Genomic DNA, 15,708 nt, shown 5'->3' with positions numbered 1-15,708 from the left:
GGCTTGTCCATCAGCGGAGGCGACGCGCCCTTTGTGGCCGCGCCCTAGCGGTCCAGCGCTTCAAGTTCGTACCAGGTCGCCATGTCGCCGCCGACGCCACCCTTCACGAACAGCCGGTCGCTGTCGGCTGTCACCCACATGTCGTAGGGCGGGTGGGGCTTGCCGCCCATGCCTGGCCCCTCATCATCGAGGATACGGAAATGGTGGCAGGCGAAGCGACCGGCCAGGCATTCAGCCTCCGCGTCTCCCACATATTCAAGGCCGATCCGCACCTCAGCGAGCATCGGTGGCGTCGCGCCGCGATGATCAGGCGAGGGCAGAAGCACCCGGATCTGGCGCCGGTGTGGGCCCTTCGAGAGGTCCATGCATTTGGTAAGGTAGGCGTCGCCCACGATCGGGTGGGTGCCGAACCCGTCGAGACCCTCGCCGATCGGAAGGGTCTGCTCGAGGCGCCCAATTGCGGGCCCATGGCTTGCGCACACGACTTCGCCCGCCTCCCAGTTGAAGGTGAACAGGCCCGAACCCATGAAGGCACCACCGACATCGAGCCGGACAAGGCAGTCAAACGGTCGGCCGTTGGCATCGAGCGAATAGATGATGTGGCGCAGCACCGGCGGATCCGGCTCGGCGATCTCGCAGCGCGCCAGCATGGTCACCCGCCCGTCGGCGTGGTGGGTGAAGGTGAAGTTCTCGCAGCCGCGCCACTGGCCCTCGTGTCCGGGCTTGTTGCTGGTGTAGCGGATCCGGCCAGAGACCGTCCGGTGCGGCATCACCCAGCCCCTCATGCCGCCGCCTTGCCAAACCTCGTCACCACAGCCGCGCCAAGCTTCTGCATGAGATCGAACAGCCCTTCCGGGTCTTGTCGCTTCATGTCCAGCAGCGCCATTTCCATGCCCCCCGCGGCACCGACCGGAATCTCCCGCTGGCCGGCAGCTAGTCCTTCGAGGATGATGGCAGCAGCCGCGTCGGCGCTGATCCCCTGGTCCACTTCGTCTTCGCCTTCGCCGCGTGGCGTGCCGTCAGCTGTGAGCGCCCGCGTGGCGATCGGGGTTGCGACATAGCCAGGCACGATGGTCGAGATCTTGACCCCCCGATGGGCGACCTCGGTGCGAAGCGCATCGAAAAAGCCCATGAGCGCATGCTTGGCCGCACAATAGCCGGTGCGCTGCGGCGAGCCGACCTTGCCGGCCACGCTCGCAACCGCTGCAATATGCCCTTCGCCACGCGCAAGCATCTGCGGCAGCACCAGCTTCGTGAGCGCGACGGGTGCGAAGAAGTCCACTTCCATGATGGTGCGGTAGACTTGGAAATCCGTGTCCTCAGCCAGACTCCTCTGCGAGATCCCGGCATTGTTGACGAGCAGATCCACGCGTCCGGCGCGCGCGACAATGTCGGGAAGCGCTTCGATGTCGGTCGCCTCGAAGGGAAGAAGCTCGGCATTGCCGCCGGCAGCCTCAGCCACGGCTTCGAGCGCTGCCACCTTGCGGCCCGAGAGAATGAGCTCGGCACCCGCGCGGCCGAAGGCGCGCGCAAGCCCGGCACCGATGCCTGAGGACGCACCGGTGACCCAAACCCGCCGGCCGGCAAAGCCCTCGCCTGCAGCCGCCATCAGACGAATTGCCAGATGCCAACCATGGGGGCTGCGATGAGGCTCGGATGAAGGAAAGTCAGCACCAGCCAGAACAGGACACCGCCCACCACGGGGACAAGCCCGGGCCACAGGGCCGAGAGCGGCTGCTTGCCAGCAAGGATGGCTGCGAATGGCACGAAGCTGGTGCGCGCTTGATACATCTTCCAGTCGGCGCCCAGCTGGCGGGCCTTCTTGCCATCCTGGAAGGCCGCGCCCACCAGCGCCAGCGTGCCGATGCCGCCAGCAAGCACGAGCGTGGGCGCGTCCCCTGCCAGCCACCCATGGACGAAGGCCCAGAGGCCGAAGGCCCACATCATCGGGTGGCGAGTCCAGCGCAACACGCCCGAAGGCCCTTCGTTCCCGGGCCGCGGCGGCACCCCGGCGAGCGCCCGGTTGGCCGGAGTGAGCGAGCCCACAAACAGGATCGAGGCGAGCAGCATGAGAAGGTTTGCGACATGATAGGCGCCGACGCCGGCAGTCCACAACAGCGCATCCTCGGGAAGCTTCTGGTAGACTTGCACCGCGCCAATGAGGAGCGCCAGCGACAGAAGCGAATAACCGACCCGAAACCCGGTCTCGCCCAGGCGCACCACCAGCCCGTCCCGAACTGGCGGCGTGGCAAGGCCGATGTGGGTCAAGACGAACGCTGCCATCAGAAGGATAAAGAGCCCCATCCTGATCCTCCCTCTCCCGCCCCCTCCTGCCACTGGACCGGGCAGCGGGGAAGTCCCGTCAGCGAGTCCAGGCCTTCGGCAGCCCGGTCTCCGGCTGGCCGGGGAGATAGCGCCGGGCAAGCTTCGTCTGCCGGCTCTCCATGGGCTGGGCCACGCCGCCAATGATGACCGCCTCGGGTGCCGAAGATAGCTCGAGCGGATCGCCCGACCAGATGACAATATCAGCGCGCATTCCCGGAGCCAGCCGCCCCATGTCCGCAAGCCCGAAGATCTCGGCCGGGACCCGGCTGATGGCCGCAAACGCCTGGTCCCAGGAGAGCCCGACTCCCCCCGGAAGCCGGCCCTGCGCCACCAGGTTTCCAGCATATTGTGGCAAAAGGCGCGGCTGGAAGCTGGCGTCGAGATCGGGCGTGCCAAGCGCCACCTTGACGCCTGCTGCCACCATCCGCCCCACGTTCGACATGGTCGCAGCCATGGTCTCAAACCGGCCTGGCAGATTGTCCATGCCGAGCGTGATGACCGGGACATTGGCCTGCGCCAGCTCATCCGCCACAATCCAGCCTTCGGCAGCCTCCACCAGCACCAGGCGAATTCCGGGGTAGATCTGGCGCAGCTTGAGGACCTGGCGAATGTCGGCTGCCTTGTTGACCCGAACCAGCAGCGGCTGGGCTCCGGTCAAAACCGGCACCAGAGCTTCGGCATCGTCGCGTGTCACGCGCAAGTCCCGGTGCTGATCCCGCATCGGCAAGACGAGCCCGGTCTGCAGCCGCCTAGCTTCCTCGAGCGCGTTCAGGATCTCTGCCCAGGCCGCCGGCCGAGTCCCGCCGGCAATCCGGCTCCCCATCTCCCCATAGGCGACATGCTGGAATGCGCGCGCCCGGATCGGGGAGCGCACGCCTTCGCCAAGACTGATGATGGCACCTTGGCCAGCGAAGATGGTGCGCCCGGGAAAGGGGGCAGTGACGGCCGCCGTCACGCCTTCGATCCTGGTGACGGCGATCGCAGTCTCCTCCGGGTCCAGCCCCACTTCGAGGGCGAGCGCCGCTGATGTGGGGGCATTGCGGGCGATGGTCTCATTGGTCTGGTCGACGGCGTGCACCTCGACTGCGCCAAGCTGGGAAATGCCGGCGATGATGCCGGGCGTCACCCACTTGCCACCCGCCTCAACCACCCGATAGCCGGCAGGCACGGCCGCACCCGCCGGCAGCACCGCCTGGACGCGCCCGCCAGAGAGGAGCACAGTCCCGCCCTCTATGGGCGCGCCCGCGTTGGTGACGACCCGGCCGCCAGTGATCGCCAGGCGCTCTTGCGCGAAAGCCGGGATGGCCAGCGCCAGAGCAAGCGCTGCAAGGAGCCACCTCATTTCACGTCCCCCTCACCGGCCTGGCCAAGCTCGAAATCGGAAACGGGGCGCAGGCGCGGGTTGGTCGCATCGTAAAGGAGCGCACCATCGACCCAGACCTTCAGTGGCCGGGAATAGACGGACAGCGGATCGCCATTCCAGAGCACCACATCGGCCTGCTTGCCAGGCTCGAGGCTTCCCACCTTGTCGGCAATTCCGAGCGCCTTGGCAGCGTTGATTGCAATCCAGGTCCAGGCCTCCTCGTCACGAATCTTCAGGCCCATCCGCCGGCCGTCGGCGAGTGCCTTGGCAGTCTCCTGGTTGAGACGCTGGATTCCGTGGGGGTCATCGGAGTGCGTAACCGCACAGCCACCGGCAGCGTGGAGGAAAGGCAGGTTCTCGCGGATGCCATCATAGCTTTCCATCTTGAAGCCCCACCAGTCGGCCCAGAGTGCGCCGCAAATGCCCTCGGCTGCGAGCAAGGGGGCGATCTTGTAGGCCTCGACCGCGTGGTGAAAGGCCGAGACGCGGTAGCCAAACTCCTTCGTCATCGCGATCACCATCGCCATCTCGTCAGCACGATAGCAATGGTTCTGGACCAGGATCTTCCCGTCGAGGACGTCCGCAAGCGTTTCCAACTGCAGATCGCGGCGGAAGTTGGGGCCGGGCTTCGCTCGGTCGGCGCGGTATTTCTCCGCATTGGCCCAAGTCTGGCGCATAAGGGCGACATTGCCCATGCGCGAGCCGGGCATCTGGTTGCGGCCGCCATAGACCCGCTTCGGGTTCTCGCCGCAGGCCATCTTCAAGGACCAGGGCGCACCCGGCATCAGCATGTCAAGCGCAGTCACCCCCGGCACATTCTTGAGCGTGACGCCCCGGCCGCCGAACAGGTTGGCAGAGCCGGGCAACACATGGAGCACAGTCACGCCACCGGCAAGCGCCCTCCCGAAGCCAGGGTCCTGCGGCCACACACCATGGAGCGCCCAGACTTCGGAGCGGACCGGCCCCGTTACCTCGTTGCCGTCACTGTGGGCCTCAACGCCTGGTGAGGGATAGTTGCCAAGGTGGGAGTGGACATCGATGATGCCTGGCGTCACCCACTTGCCGCGCCCATCGATGACGGTTGCACCTTCCGTTGCGACCTTCTGACCGATCGCTGTGATGCGGCCGGCCTCGAACCGGACTGCGCCGCCATCAATCCGGCCGCCCTTGCCATCGTAAATGGTGACATCCGCAATGACAGTCGGCACGCTTGGAAAGGGCTTGTAGGTGGACGCGAAGGCAGTGTCGGCCGGTACGCCCTTCGAGACCGGTGCAGTCGCTTGCGCCGGCTTCGCGGCCGCCACGCCACGCGGCCCACCAGTTGTCGTGCAGGCCGCAAGCGCGAATGCTGCCGCTAGCATGGCTGCCATGAGCATCACCGCTCGTCCCGCCATCCCGTCGTTACTCCTGCCTATGCCCGCATGCCTTCGGCTGCTTCGGTTTCGCTGCGCGCGAGCAATGGCGCGGCATCGTCCCTGAGGGTCTCAAGGTGCATCCACCGCCGGACCAGCGGCGCAAGCAGCAGCACCACCACGCCGACCCCGATTGTGATCCAGCCGAACAGCTCGTAGATGTCGAGCAGACCCTGCTTCGTCATCTCACCGCTCTCGCCGCCAGTTGCCTCGCCGATCTTGCCGGCGACGAAATTGCCGACCGCCGACATGTAGAACCATGCCCCCATGATGAGCGAGGCGAGATGCGCTGGCGCCAGACGGTTCATGGCAGACAAGCCCACAGGCGACAAGCAGAGCTCGGCAGTCGTTGCGAGGAGATAGTAGAGGAAGACAAGGATGACAGGTGTCATCACTTCCACTCCGAACGCTGCTGTTCCCCACACCAACACCAGATTGGCAAGCCCCATCTGGAGGAGTGCGATGCCGAACTTGGCCGGAGCCGAAGGCTCGAGCCCGCGCCGTGCCAGCCATTGCCACAATGCCGCGAACATGGGCGCGAACAGGATGATGTAGATGGGGTTGATCGACTGGAAGATTCCGGCCGGAACCCCGGCCCGGTCGACGAACCGGTCGGTATACAGGTTCATCGAGCCCCCGGCCTGCTCGAACAGCCCCCAGAAGATGGGGTTGAGCGAGATCAGGAACAGGATTGCGAAGATGCGCTCGCGCGGCTCCTTCTCAAGCCGGAAGGCCTGGAAGAGCACATAGCCCAGCAGCAGCACGCCCGCGGCTGCAAGCAGCGATTGGATCACGTCCTGGAACTGGACCAGCCCCCAGATGACAGCGACTGCGGCAAGCCCGATGGCATAGAGGCTCCACTCGCGGGTGCGAGCGAGCGGCGCGGGCGCTTCACCTGCACCATTGAGGGCGCGGCGGCCGAGCACGAAGACGATGAGCCCAGCAAGCATCCCGATCCCGGCAAGTCCGAAGCCCCAGCCCCAGCCGCGCGTTTGGCCGAGATAGGCAACGAGGATGGTACCAAGCGCTGCGCCCACGTTGATGCCCATGTAGAAGATGGTGTAGGCCGAGTCCCGCCGGGGGTCGGTCAGGCGGTAGAGCTGGCCGACCATCACCGAGATGTTGGCCTTCAAGAACCCCGAGCCAACGATGATGAAGGCAAGCGCTGCCCAAAAGATGTTAATGGTGGGATCATCCTGCCCGCCGGTGCCTTCGACAGCCATCAGCAGGTGGCCGACCGCCAGAAGCACCCCGCCGAAGAGCACGGCCTTCCTCTGGCCGAGATAACGGTCAGCAAGCCACCCGCCGAGCACGGGGGTGATGTACACGAGGCTGGTGTAGGCGCCGTAGATGAGGGCGGATTTGGAATCCGAGAACAGCCAGTGCTGGGTCAAATAGAAGATGAGAATCGCCCGCATCCCGTAGTAGGAGAAGCGCTCCCACATCTCGGCAAAGAAGAGCATGTAAAGGCCCTTGGGGTGGCCAGCGAACTCGCCGCCCTTGCGGTTTGCGATATGGACTCCCCCGAGAAGGAAGGCGCCGAGCACGACGACTGCTGCCAGCGCAATAATCTCTGCTTCCTGCAACCCTTCCTCCTCGCGGCCCCTTCTGTCGCACGCGCGCCATCCATGCGCGCCGCCGAGCGCCCCGGCAAGCCCTCCCAAATCTTCGATTGCAAGGTCGTTGCCCTGCGGCCACAAGGCAGGCGAAGGAGATCCCATGCGCTTCACTGGAACGGACGCCTATGTCGCAACCGATGATTTGCGGGTGGCAGTCAACGCCGCTGCCACGCTGCGACGGCCGCTCCTCGTCAAGGGAGAACCTGGCACCGGCAAGACCGTGCTTGCCCATGAGGTGGCGCAGGCCTTCAATGCGCCGCTCATCGAATGGCACATCAAGTCGACCACCAAGGCGCAGCAGGGCCTTTATGAATATGACGCTGTCTCGCGCCTGCGCGACAGCCAGCTTGGCGACCCGCGCGTCTCCGACATCCGGAACTATATCCGCCGCGGCAAGCTGTGGGAGGCGTTCACTGCCCCCACTGTCCCGGTCCTTCTCATCGACGAGATCGACAAGGCCGACATCGAGTTCCCAAACGACCTCCTCCAGGAGCTCGATCGGATGGAGTTCTTCGTCTATGAGACCGGAGAGACCGTAAAGGCAAGCCAGCGCCCCATCGTCATCATCACCTCCAACAATGAGAAGGAGCTGCCCGACGCCTTCCTGCGCCGCTGCTTCTTCCACTATATCAAGTTCCCTGATCGGGAGACGATGGAAGCCATCATCCGCGTCCATTTCCCCGACATCGCCAAGGATCTGGTGCGGGAAGCGCTCACCATCTTCTATGACATTCGCGAAATGCCCGGCCTCAAGAAGAAGCCCTCGACCTCCGAACTGCTCGACTGGCTGAAGCTCCTCCTCCACGAGGACCTGCCGGTCGAAATGCTGCGCGAGCGTGATCCCAGGAAGCTGATCCCGCCCCTGCACGGCGCACTCCTCAAGAACGAGGCCGATGTCATGCTCTTCGAGCGCCTCGCCTTCATGGCGCGTCGCGAAGGCGGCCGTGGCTAGCGCGCAAGCGCTGGTCCACGCCCGCGCCTTCCGCCCGGCCGGCCCACGCCTGGCCGGACCGGCCAGTCGACGGGACCGACCCCCAGGTCTCGCCTGCGCCCTTCTCGCCCTGCTGCCCGCCTGCCAGAGCTTCAACGCCTTCCCCGACCCGGCCATTGCCCTTGCCGGCACCTTCGACAACGCCGCCCAGTTCGAAGCCGCCGACCCGGCGCTCCACCGCCCGCCCACCGCCGGCACGCCTTACGAATGGCTCGACCGCCAGCACGCCCGTTTCCGCATCGTCGAGGCGCCTGCCCTTGCCGGCGCCGGTGGGACCGTCGTCCACCTCGTCTGGCGCAGCGGCGGCCCGGACGGCCCCGTCAGCCGCCAGCGCCTCTGGGTCTTCCGGCCGGATGCGCGCACCGGCCGCACCGCCATGCATTTCCACGCGTTCCGCGATCCCGCCCCCTTCGCCTCCGCCGCGCCCGACAGCGCTCTGTTCCGCACGCTGACGCTGCGCGAGGTCACCAGCTACCCCGACAGTTGCGCGCTTCCCGTGCGCCGGACACGGGACGGCTTCGTGGCCCGGATCCCTGAAGGCTGCGAGATCACCGCCCAGTCCGGCCGGACCATGCGGCTTGCCGCCCAGATCCGCCTCAGCCGCGACACCCTTCGTTACGCCGAGGCGGGCCTGCTCCCCGATGGCCAGTTCGCCTTCCGGGTGCCCAACCCCGGCCCCTATGTCTTCGTGCGCCAGTGAACCTCGTCAGGGCTGGGCCGGCGCCCACTTTGGATAGCGGCAGTTCGGCTGGTCCTTGGGGCAGGGCAGCCGCTCGGGCCTGCCGGTGCCAGGAAGCGCCCATTCAAGCCCCATCCTGACGGCGGGCACATAGACTGAGCCATGATCCTCGCCCGGAAGCACGCGGGATTCGACCGCAAGCGAGGGATAGCGCCGCCCCTTCAGCGCAGCGACAAACGCCTCCTGGTCCTCGACCATGGCGTGCAAGGCGTCACCAAAGGGCTCGGGATCGGGGTCTTCGACCGTCTCCAGCCCGCCGATCAGGAACAGCGCCTTGGCAGGCAGGTCGCGGTTACGCGTCGCATAGCCACGCTCCCGCGCCAGCATCAGCTTGCGATCATACCACAGCGACGGTGAGATGAGGATGTAGTGCGAAAACATCTCCGGCTTCGTCAGCAGCACATGGACTCCGAAAAGACCACCATAGCTATGGCCAAGATACATGCGCCGTGCCGGATCGATCCGGAACCGGCGCTCGAGTTCGGGGAAGACGACGGTCTCAAGATGCCGGCGATAGGCTTCTGCCTCGCCGTAGCGGACCGGCCGGCCGGGCATGTCGGAGGTCGCGTCAATGTCGCCATGGGGGGTGGGCGTATAGTCCCGCCGGCGGCTGTATTGCCCAGTCTCACCTTCCGCATAGCCAAGGCCGACGAGGATCGCCGGCTCGAGCCCGCGCCCGCCGGCCGAAAGCCGGGTCATCATGCCGGCAAGGAGCGCGGCGGACTGCGGCGCATCGGTGAAGAACAGGGCGGGGTAGCGTCGCGTGGGGTTTTCCTCATAGCCTGGCGGCAGCACGACAATATGGCGGTAGCCGCGTCCGAGCTCGAGTGCAGGAATGGAGACAACTTCGCTGCGCGGCAGGGGCCAGGGCTCGGCTGCGGCCGACGTGGCGAGGAGGAGCGCAACAATAAACCGGATCACTGTGCGAAGCGGTTGTCTCGGGGGAAGCCAGTCGGCGCCATTCGGCCAGCGCTGGCGCGCGCGCCGAGCCAGGGCAGAAGATTGCTCTCAGTGCGGATGCGCCCCGTCTCCCCGGCCATCCGCCAGGACAGGCCGTCGGCGAACTTCAGCGTAATTGCATCTGAGACGCCGCCATCACGATATTTCTGGAGGGTAACGCCCTGGCCCTTTTCCTGTTCGGGGACTTCGGCAAGCGGCACGAGCAGCAGCTTCCGGTTGGCGCCAATGATTGCCAGATGGTCGTCGCCCTCAGCGATTTCACGCGCAACCGCAAGGCGCGCGCCAGCGCGCGGCGTCATCACCTGCCGACCCTTGCGCGTCTCGGCGGCCAGAGCAGAGACGGGGGCCACAAAGCCGCGGCCATCGCTTGCCACCAGCAGCCAGCGCGCGCCCTCCCGCAGCGGCGCGGCCGCCACCACCTCTGCGCCTGCCGGCCAGTCGACCATGAGGCTCACGGGCTCGCCGAACCCTCGCCCGCCGGGAAGCGCATGGGCATCGAGCGTGAAGACCCGGCCCGAAGGGCAAAGGAGCAGGATCCGGTCCAGCGTGTCCGCATGAAACCAGAGCAAAAGCTCGTCACCTTCTTTGAACTTGAGCCCGGAGGAGTCGGCGAGATCGGCATGGCCCTTTTGCGCTCGGATCCAGCCCTTGGCCGAGAGGATGACCGTCAGCGGCTCGCGGGCGACCAGTGCCTCTTTCGGGATGGGGGCGACGGCAACGGCCTCGGCAAAGCTGGTCCGTCTCCGCCCAAGGGCAGTGTCGGGCGCAAACTCGCGCCGAAGCGCTGCCAGCTCGACTTTCAACGCCTTCGTCTGCTGTGCCTGTGAGCCGACCAGCCCCTCGAGCCGGCGGCGCTCAGCCAGCAGCCGGTCGCGCTCGCGGCCGATTTCGAGCTCCTCCAGCCGGCGCAAGGCCCGCAGCCGCATGTTGAGCACGGCTTCCGCCTGCCGGTCGGACAGCGCGAACCTGGCCATGAGTGCTGGCTTCGGTTCCTCCTCCTCGCGGATGATCCGGATCACCTCGTCGAGGTTCAGATAGACGGCGAGAAAACCCTCCAGCAGTTCAAGCCGGTCGGCAATGGCAGCCAGCCGATGCCGGCTGCGCTTTACCATCACGTCGCGGCGATGGTTGAGCCAGGCCAGGAGGACCGCCTTTAGACCCAGCACACGCGGCGCCCGGTCCGGGCCCAGCGCATTGAGGTTCAAGGGCACACGTACTTCGAGGTCTGAGAGGCGGAACAGGCTGTCCATGAGCGCATCAGGCGCGACATTGCGCGACTTCGGCTCGATCAGGATGCGAATGGCAGTATCGCTCTCATCACGCACATCCTCGAGCGCTGCGAGCTTTTTCTCGGCAATCAGACTGGCCAGCTGCTCGATGAGCTTGCCCTTGGCGACGCCATAAGGGATTTCGGTCACAACTGCCGCCCAGGTCCCACGTCCGAGCTCCTCAACATGCCAGCGCGCCCGCAGGCGAAAGCCGCCGCGCCCGCTTGCATAGGCTGCGAGAATTGAGTCGCGCGGCTCGACAATGAGGCCGCCAGTCGGAAAGTCTGGCCCCGGCATGACTGCGAGAAGATCGGCAAGATCGGTCTTGGGGTCGTCGAGCAGAAGCGTTGCGGCATCGGCGATCTCGGCCACATTGTGCGGCGGAATCGCAGTCGCCATGCCCACCGCAATCCCCTGCGCCCCATTTGCGAGCAGGTTGGGAAAGGCCGCCGGGAAGATCTCGGGCTCCTGCTCCTCACCATTGTAGGTCGGCCGAAACGGAACCGTCGCATCATCAACATCCTCCATGAGGAGGGTGGCGGCTCGGGTGAGGCGCGCCTCGGTATAGCGCATGGCAGCAGCGCCATCCCCGTCGATGTTGCCAAAATTGCCTTGGCCGTCGACGAGGGGGTAGCGAAGGGCAAAATCCTGGGCGAGCCGGACAAGCGCGTCATAGACGGACTGGTCGCCATGGGGGTGATATTTGCCGATTACGTCGCCGACGACGCGCGCGCTTTTCTTGAAGGCCTGGTCGGGGGCGAGCCGGAGCAGCCGCATCGCCCACAAGAGGCGCCGCTGCACTGGCTTCAGCCCGTCGCGCACATCGGGAAGCGAGCGCGCCGTAATCGTGGAGAGCGCATAGACAAGGTAGCGCTCGGCAAGAGCAGCGTCAAAAGGTGCATCACGCACGCGGTCGTCGGTCGGTGCGCTCATGGCATCGCCCCTAGCCGCGCCACAGCCTCGGCGCGAAGGGCGGCAGCGCGCGGCAGATCGGTGAAGAGGTAGCGGGCAAGGAAATGCCCGGTCAGCTCCAGGCCTGCTTTCATGTCAGTCGGGGTCGCATAGGCCCCATCATCGACGAGAAAGGCGGGGAGCGGGAGCAGCCGGCCCACCCAAGGCTGGTTTGCGACCGCAGTCCGGGACACAGCACGACCCGAGCGCGGAGACACGAAGCCGAGGTCAGCCGGCTGGCCAGTCAAGGCGCACTGGGCAAGATCGAGCCCGAAACCGAGCCCGGAGAGAAGATCACGTTCAAACCGGATCATCGCCGCAAGCCAATCATCGCCGGCCGCCATCAGGTCAAGGAGAGCATCGAAGCGCTGGTAGAGATCCGGACATGCCTCGCCCTCGGCCAGCGCCCCGGCCAGCAGCTGGACAAGATAGTCGAGCGCAGCAGCAGTTGCAGGGCCAAAGGCGAGCAGCGCTCGGCTCGCCAGTGGCTCGATCGCAGCCGTCGGCAACTGGTCGGGAACACGCGACCTGAGCGCCAGCCGAACCCGGTTGCCGGGCGCAAGGTCGCCCCGCCGCCGCCGGCTGCGGGCGCCGTGCACATAGGCGGCCAGAAGGCCTGCCTCGCGCGCGAGAAACCGGACCACGGCGGCATGCTCGCCATGGGGCAGCACCGTCAGCACCAGGGCGTCTTCATGTCGGTCCATGGCCGGAGCAGTTGCTTCAGGTCCGATGGGGCCCTGCCAGTCCGAGTGCCCGCAGCATCCGCGCATCCTCCGGCCAGCCAGGTGCAACCTTCACATGCAAGAAGAGGTGCACTGGCGCTCCCAGCGCCTCGCCGATCGCCGCGCGCGCAGCCTCGCCGATGGCGCGGATGCGCGCCCCACCCCTGCCGAGGACGATTGCCTTCTGGCTGTCGCGCTCAACCAGGATCTGCTGGCGGATATGGAGCGACCCGTCCGGCCTTGTCTCGAAGCTTTCGGGCAACACGGCTGCCGCATAGGGCAGCTCCTGCCCAAGCTGGAGGAAAAGCTGCTCGCGCGTCAGCTCGGTTGCGACCAGCCGCGCGGGCGCATCGGTCAGCTGGTCTTCCGGGTAGAGCCACGGCCCTTCAGGCACGGCCTCAGCCAACGCTTCGCGCAAGTCCGTGACGCCATCGCCAGTCAGCGCCGAGACCATGAACACCTGCTTGAACGCCGCCTCGTTTGCAAGCCGCGCTGCCAGCGGCAGCAGCTTCTCCTTTGCGACCAGGTCGATCTTGTTCAAGACCAGCCAGGTTGGCGCTGCCTCGCTGCTCACCTCTCCCACCGCGTCGGGCATGGCGGGCCTTGCAGCATCAACCAGGAGCAGACGGATATCAGCATCGCGCGCGACTTCGCGCGCGTCTGAGACCATCGCCCGGTCGATCGCCCGCTTGGGGGCGAACAGCCCAGGCGTATCGAACAGCAACAGCTGTGCCGCGCCGGCAACTGCAATCCCGAGCAGGCGGGTGCGGGTCGTTTGCACCTTCGGGCTCACGATCGCAAGCTTCTGGCCGATGAGGCTGTTGACCAGTGTCGACTTGCCGGCGTTTGGGGTGCCGATAAGCGCTATGGTGCCGCAGCGCAGAGGCGCTGGCCTTGGCGCATCAGCCACTGAGGCGCCCGAGGAAAAGCTCGGCCGCGCGCGTTTCGGCCTCCTGCTTGGATCCGCCGCTCGCTTCAATGCAGGGCAAATCGCCAACGGTGAGCCGCACTTCAAAGCGGGGCGCGTGATGAGGTCCCGATCGCCTGATCGTCTCATAGACAGGTGGCCGCAGATTGCGGGCCAGCGCCCATTCCTGCAGCGCCGACTTGGGATGCTTGACCGACTCCACGCAACAGCCGAGGCGCGGGGCCCAGGCACGCAGCACCAGGGCTTCGGCCGCTGCATGCCCCGCATCGGCGTGGACTGCGCCGATGAGCGCTTCCATCACGTCACCAAGGATGTTGTCGCTATCGGCCCCGCCATCGCTTCGCGCCTGCTGGTTCAATCGCACCCGCCCCGGCACGCCGAGCGACCGGGCGACGGCGGCACAAGTCTCGCGGCTGACGAGATGATGGAAGCGCCTGGTCAGGCCGCCCTCGGGCTCGCCTGGAAAGGCACGGAACAGATGCTCGGCAATCACGAGGCCGAGAACCCGGTCGCCGAGGAATTCGAGCCGTTCGAAATTGTCCGGGCCGATGCTCCGGTGGGTCAGCGCCCGCAACAGCAGCCCCTCATCAGCAAAGGCGTGACCCAGCACTTGTCGGCTCCAGCCGGCGTCATCGAGGCGACTGGTCGCGTCACAGTCTGCGTTGCCTGCTTTACGGGACCTGGCGTCTGCCATCACCTTGCCAGCCTCTTGCTTCTGGCATGGACTGGGCCGTCCGCGCCGAGGACGATCGCTGACAAGTTCGAGGCTTCGGCGCTCCATGCCATGCGGAAATCGCTCGCGCTGAGGCGGGCAACTGTCAAGCACCGGAGCAAGGCAAGAGCGGCGGGATGACTTGCTGATGCGACTTCAATCCCCGCCGGGGCCGCTCTAGGGGGATGTCATGTCTCTGCCTCCGGCTGCTGCCATGTCCCCCTCTGCGGCCTGGGAACGGGCGCGGGCACACAAGTTCGCGCCGCGACCAAGTCTTCGTGCCATGCTCGATGCCGGCCATGTGGACCAGCTTGCACTCCCCGGCATGCTGATCGAACTCTCTCGTCTTGGGCTCGAGGCTGCAACTGTTGCGGTGCTCGCCGAGCTTGCCGCGGAATGCGGCGTAGCCCAGTTTCTCGAGCGGGTGGCCGCCGGCGACACGGTCAACCCGAGCGAGGGACGCGCTGCAACCCACATGGCTTTGCGCGATCCAGCAACCCGGGCTGTCCATGGTGGACATGCCGCGCTCGAAGCCGAGACCCGGCGGCTGCGCACTTCGGGTCTGCGCCACATTCTCCACATCGGCATCGGCGGCTCAGCGCTCGGCCCAGCGCTGCTTCTCGATGCCCTCGGGACCACCGGTGATGGCCCCGAAGTCCGGGTGGTGGCCAATATCGACGGTGAGGCCCTGGCAAGGGCCATACAAGACCTTGACCCCCACCGGACCGGGATCATCGCTGTCTCCAAAACCTTCACCACAAGCGAGACGCTCCGAAATCTTGAAAGTGCCTGCCAATGGCTTCTGGACGCGAAAGTGCGCCAGCCGATGGCCCGCGTGACAGCGGTCACCGCCGCCCCTGACCGTGCGATTGCCGCCGGCGTTTCCCCCGCCCAAGTCCTTGTCTTCCCCGAGAGCGTCGGCGGGCGCTATTCGCTATGGAGCGCTGTTGGCCTGCCATTTGCTGTGCGGTGTGGCTGGCCAGCGTTCATGCGCCTGCTGGACGGCGCCCACACCATGGACAGGCATGTGCGGGAAGCGCCGTTCATGACCAACGCTGCACTCCGGCTGGCTGCTGCCGATCTCTGGTTTTCCCACTTGCTCGGCCGGCCAACACGCGCCGTCTTTGCCTATGATGTCCGGCTTACCCTGCTCCCGGCCTGGTTGCAGCAGCTTGAGATGGAGTCGAACGGCAAGGGGGTGACGGCTGATGGCAGAGAAGTCCCGGGGCCCACGGCGCCCATCCTCTGGGGCGGGACTGGCACAGATGCCCAGCACGCCGTCTTCCAGCTGCTCCACCAGGGAACGCATGCGGATCCAGTCGAATTTGTGGCGGTTGCAACACCCGGCCATGGCCTGGCGGCTGCGCACCATGAGGCCCTTCTTGCCAACTGCCTTGCCCAGGGCGCCGCGCTTGCCATCGGCCGACCCAATGCGCCGGACCCTCAGCGCCGCTTCCCTGGCAACCGGCCGAGTATGACTATCCTTCTCGACCGCCTCACACCAGAGCGACTCGGCGCGCTCCTTGCCCTGTTCGAGGCCCGCACCATCGCCTTTGCGGCCATGCTCGGATTGAACCCTTTCGACCAATGGGGGGTGGAGCTTGGCAAGGAGATGGCAGCCGAAATTACAAGTGGCACAAGAGCGCCTGACCCGGTGACGGCAACGCTCCAGGCCTTCTTGTCCAATGCGCGCAACTCCGCATCCTGACACGGGTGGC

At 66.2% G+C, this 15,708-nt stretch carries 14 protein-coding genes; 3 read left to right on the top strand and 11 right to left on the bottom strand.

Annotation, left to right across the window (positions count from 1 at the left end; translation table 11 throughout):
* Window positions 1–44: 44 nt before the first annotated feature.
* Genes ACWIQA_RS01700 through ACWIQA_RS01675 form a run of 6 tightly spaced genes read right to left on the bottom strand, consistent with a single transcriptional unit; the run spans window position 45 to window position 6,686 of the window.
* Window positions 45–785: a hypothetical protein gene (locus tag ACWIQA_RS01700; RefSeq protein WP_448581333.1), complete on the bottom strand. Its 741-nt coding sequence runs from the start codon at window positions 783–785 to the stop codon at window positions 45–47.
* Complete coding sequence (locus ACWIQA_RS01695; protein WP_448581332.1) at window positions 782–1,609, bottom strand: SDR family NAD(P)-dependent oxidoreductase; 828 nt, start codon at window positions 1,607–1,609, stop codon at window positions 782–784. Before ACWIQA_RS01695 ends, ACWIQA_RS01700 begins: the two co-directional genes overlap by 4 nt.
* Window positions 1,609–2,304, bottom strand: coding sequence for an NnrU family protein (locus ACWIQA_RS01690; protein ID WP_448581331.1), 696 nt, complete (start codon window positions 2,302–2,304; stop codon window positions 1,609–1,611). Before ACWIQA_RS01690 ends, ACWIQA_RS01695 begins: the two co-directional genes overlap by 1 nt.
* Window positions 2,305–2,362: 58 nt before the next feature.
* The gene (locus tag ACWIQA_RS01685) at window positions 2,363–3,667 is read right to left on the bottom strand and encodes an amidohydrolase family protein (RefSeq protein WP_448581330.1); all 1,305 of its coding nucleotides are present in this window, start codon (window positions 3,665–3,667) and stop codon (window positions 2,363–2,365) included.
* Window positions 3,664–5,082 carry an amidohydrolase gene (locus ACWIQA_RS01680; protein WP_448581329.1) on the bottom strand — a complete coding sequence of 473 codons (1,419 nt, stop codon included), beginning with the start codon at window positions 5,080–5,082 and terminating at the stop codon, window positions 3,664–3,666. The genes ACWIQA_RS01685 and ACWIQA_RS01680 overlap by 4 nt, the downstream gene beginning before the upstream one ends.
* A 17-nt stretch (window positions 5,083–5,099) precedes the next feature.
* Complete coding sequence (locus tag ACWIQA_RS01675; protein ID WP_448581328.1) at window positions 5,100–6,686, bottom strand: peptide MFS transporter; 1,587 nt, start codon at window positions 6,684–6,686, stop codon at window positions 5,100–5,102.
* Window positions 6,687–6,819: 133 nt separating this feature from the next.
* On the opposite strand from ACWIQA_RS01675, the gene ACWIQA_RS01670 reads away from it, so the two are divergent.
* Together ACWIQA_RS01670 and ACWIQA_RS01665 are read left to right on the top strand one after the other, a co-directional pair.
* Window positions 6,820–7,671: an AAA family ATPase gene (locus ACWIQA_RS01670; RefSeq protein ID WP_448581327.1), complete on the top strand. Its 852-nt coding sequence runs from the start codon at window positions 6,820–6,822 to the stop codon at window positions 7,669–7,671.
* Window positions 7,664–8,410, top strand: coding sequence for a CpcT/CpeT family chromophore lyase (locus tag ACWIQA_RS01665; RefSeq protein ID WP_448581326.1), 747 nt, complete (start codon window positions 7,664–7,666; stop codon window positions 8,408–8,410). Before ACWIQA_RS01670 ends, ACWIQA_RS01665 begins: the two co-directional genes overlap by 8 nt.
* A gap of 6 nt (window positions 8,411–8,416) precedes the next feature.
* On the opposite strand, the gene ACWIQA_RS01660 is transcribed toward ACWIQA_RS01665, so the two are convergent.
* Genes ACWIQA_RS01660 through rnc form a run of 5 tightly spaced genes read right to left on the bottom strand, consistent with a single transcriptional unit; the run spans window position 8,417 to window position 13,972 of the window.
* Window positions 8,417–9,370, bottom strand: coding sequence for an alpha/beta hydrolase (locus ACWIQA_RS01660; RefSeq protein WP_448581325.1), 954 nt, complete (start codon window positions 9,368–9,370; stop codon window positions 8,417–8,419).
* Window positions 9,367–11,610 (bottom strand): DNA topoisomerase IV subunit A, encoded by a 2,244-nt coding sequence (gene parC, locus ACWIQA_RS01655; RefSeq protein ID WP_448581324.1) that lies wholly within the window; start codon window positions 11,608–11,610, stop codon window positions 9,367–9,369. The genes ACWIQA_RS01660 and parC overlap by 4 nt, the downstream gene beginning before the upstream one ends.
* Window positions 11,607–12,332 carry a DNA repair protein RecO gene (gene recO, locus ACWIQA_RS01650; protein WP_448581323.1) on the bottom strand — a complete coding sequence of 242 codons (726 nt, stop codon included), beginning with the start codon at window positions 12,330–12,332 and terminating at the stop codon, window positions 11,607–11,609. The genes parC and recO overlap by 4 nt, the downstream gene beginning before the upstream one ends.
* 16 nt (window positions 12,333–12,348) lie before the next feature.
* Window positions 12,349–13,260, bottom strand: coding sequence for a GTPase Era (gene era / locus ACWIQA_RS01645; protein ID WP_448581322.1), 912 nt, complete (start codon window positions 13,258–13,260; stop codon window positions 12,349–12,351).
* Window positions 13,253–13,972 carry a ribonuclease III gene (gene rnc / locus ACWIQA_RS01640; RefSeq protein WP_448581321.1) on the bottom strand — a complete coding sequence of 240 codons (720 nt, stop codon included), beginning with the start codon at window positions 13,970–13,972 and terminating at the stop codon, window positions 13,253–13,255. Before rnc ends, era begins: the two co-directional genes overlap by 8 nt.
* A gap of 208 nt (window positions 13,973–14,180) precedes the next feature.
* Here rnc and ACWIQA_RS01635 point away from each other — a divergent pair, with 208 nt between their 5' ends.
* Window positions 14,181–15,698 carry a glucose-6-phosphate isomerase gene (locus ACWIQA_RS01635; protein ID WP_448581320.1) on the top strand — a complete coding sequence of 506 codons (1,518 nt, stop codon included), beginning with the start codon at window positions 14,181–14,183 and terminating at the stop codon, window positions 15,696–15,698.
* Window positions 15,699–15,708 lie beyond the last annotated feature (10 nt).

It is taken from the genome of Thermaurantiacus sp., assembly GCF_053487655.1.
The sequence above is the reverse complement of the archived record's forward strand: the minus strand, read 5'-3'. Positions and strand labels throughout refer to the sequence as shown.

Coding starts and splice junctions, on each gene's coding strand:
- ACWIQA_RS01670 (WP_448581327.1), top strand. CDS start 6,820: ATGCGCTTCACTGGAACGGACGCCTATGTCGCAACCGATGATTTGCGG.
- recO (WP_448581323.1), bottom strand. CDS start 12,332: ATGGACCGACATGAAGACGCCCTGGTGCTGACGGTGCTGCCCCATGGC.
- ACWIQA_RS01680 (WP_448581329.1), bottom strand. CDS start 5,082: ATGGCGGGACGAGCGGTGATGCTCATGGCAGCCATGCTAGCGGCAGCA.
- parC (WP_448581324.1), bottom strand. CDS start 11,610: ATGAGCGCACCGACCGACGACCGCGTGCGTGATGCACCTTTTGACGCT.
- ACWIQA_RS01685 (WP_448581330.1), bottom strand. CDS start 3,667: ATGAGGTGGCTCCTTGCAGCGCTTGCTCTGGCGCTGGCCATCCCGGCT.
- ACWIQA_RS01695 (WP_448581332.1), bottom strand. CDS start 1,609: ATGGCGGCTGCAGGCGAGGGCTTTGCCGGCCGGCGGGTTTGGGTCACC.
- ACWIQA_RS01700 (WP_448581333.1), bottom strand. CDS start 785: ATGAGGGGCTGGGTGATGCCGCACCGGACGGTCTCTGGCCGGATCCGC.
- ACWIQA_RS01635 (WP_448581320.1), top strand. CDS start 14,181: ATGTCTCTGCCTCCGGCTGCTGCCATGTCCCCCTCTGCGGCCTGGGAA.
- ACWIQA_RS01690 (WP_448581331.1), bottom strand. CDS start 2,304: ATGGGGCTCTTTATCCTTCTGATGGCAGCGTTCGTCTTGACCCACATC.
- rnc (WP_448581321.1), bottom strand. CDS start 13,972: ATGGCAGACGCCAGGTCCCGTAAAGCAGGCAACGCAGACTGTGACGCG.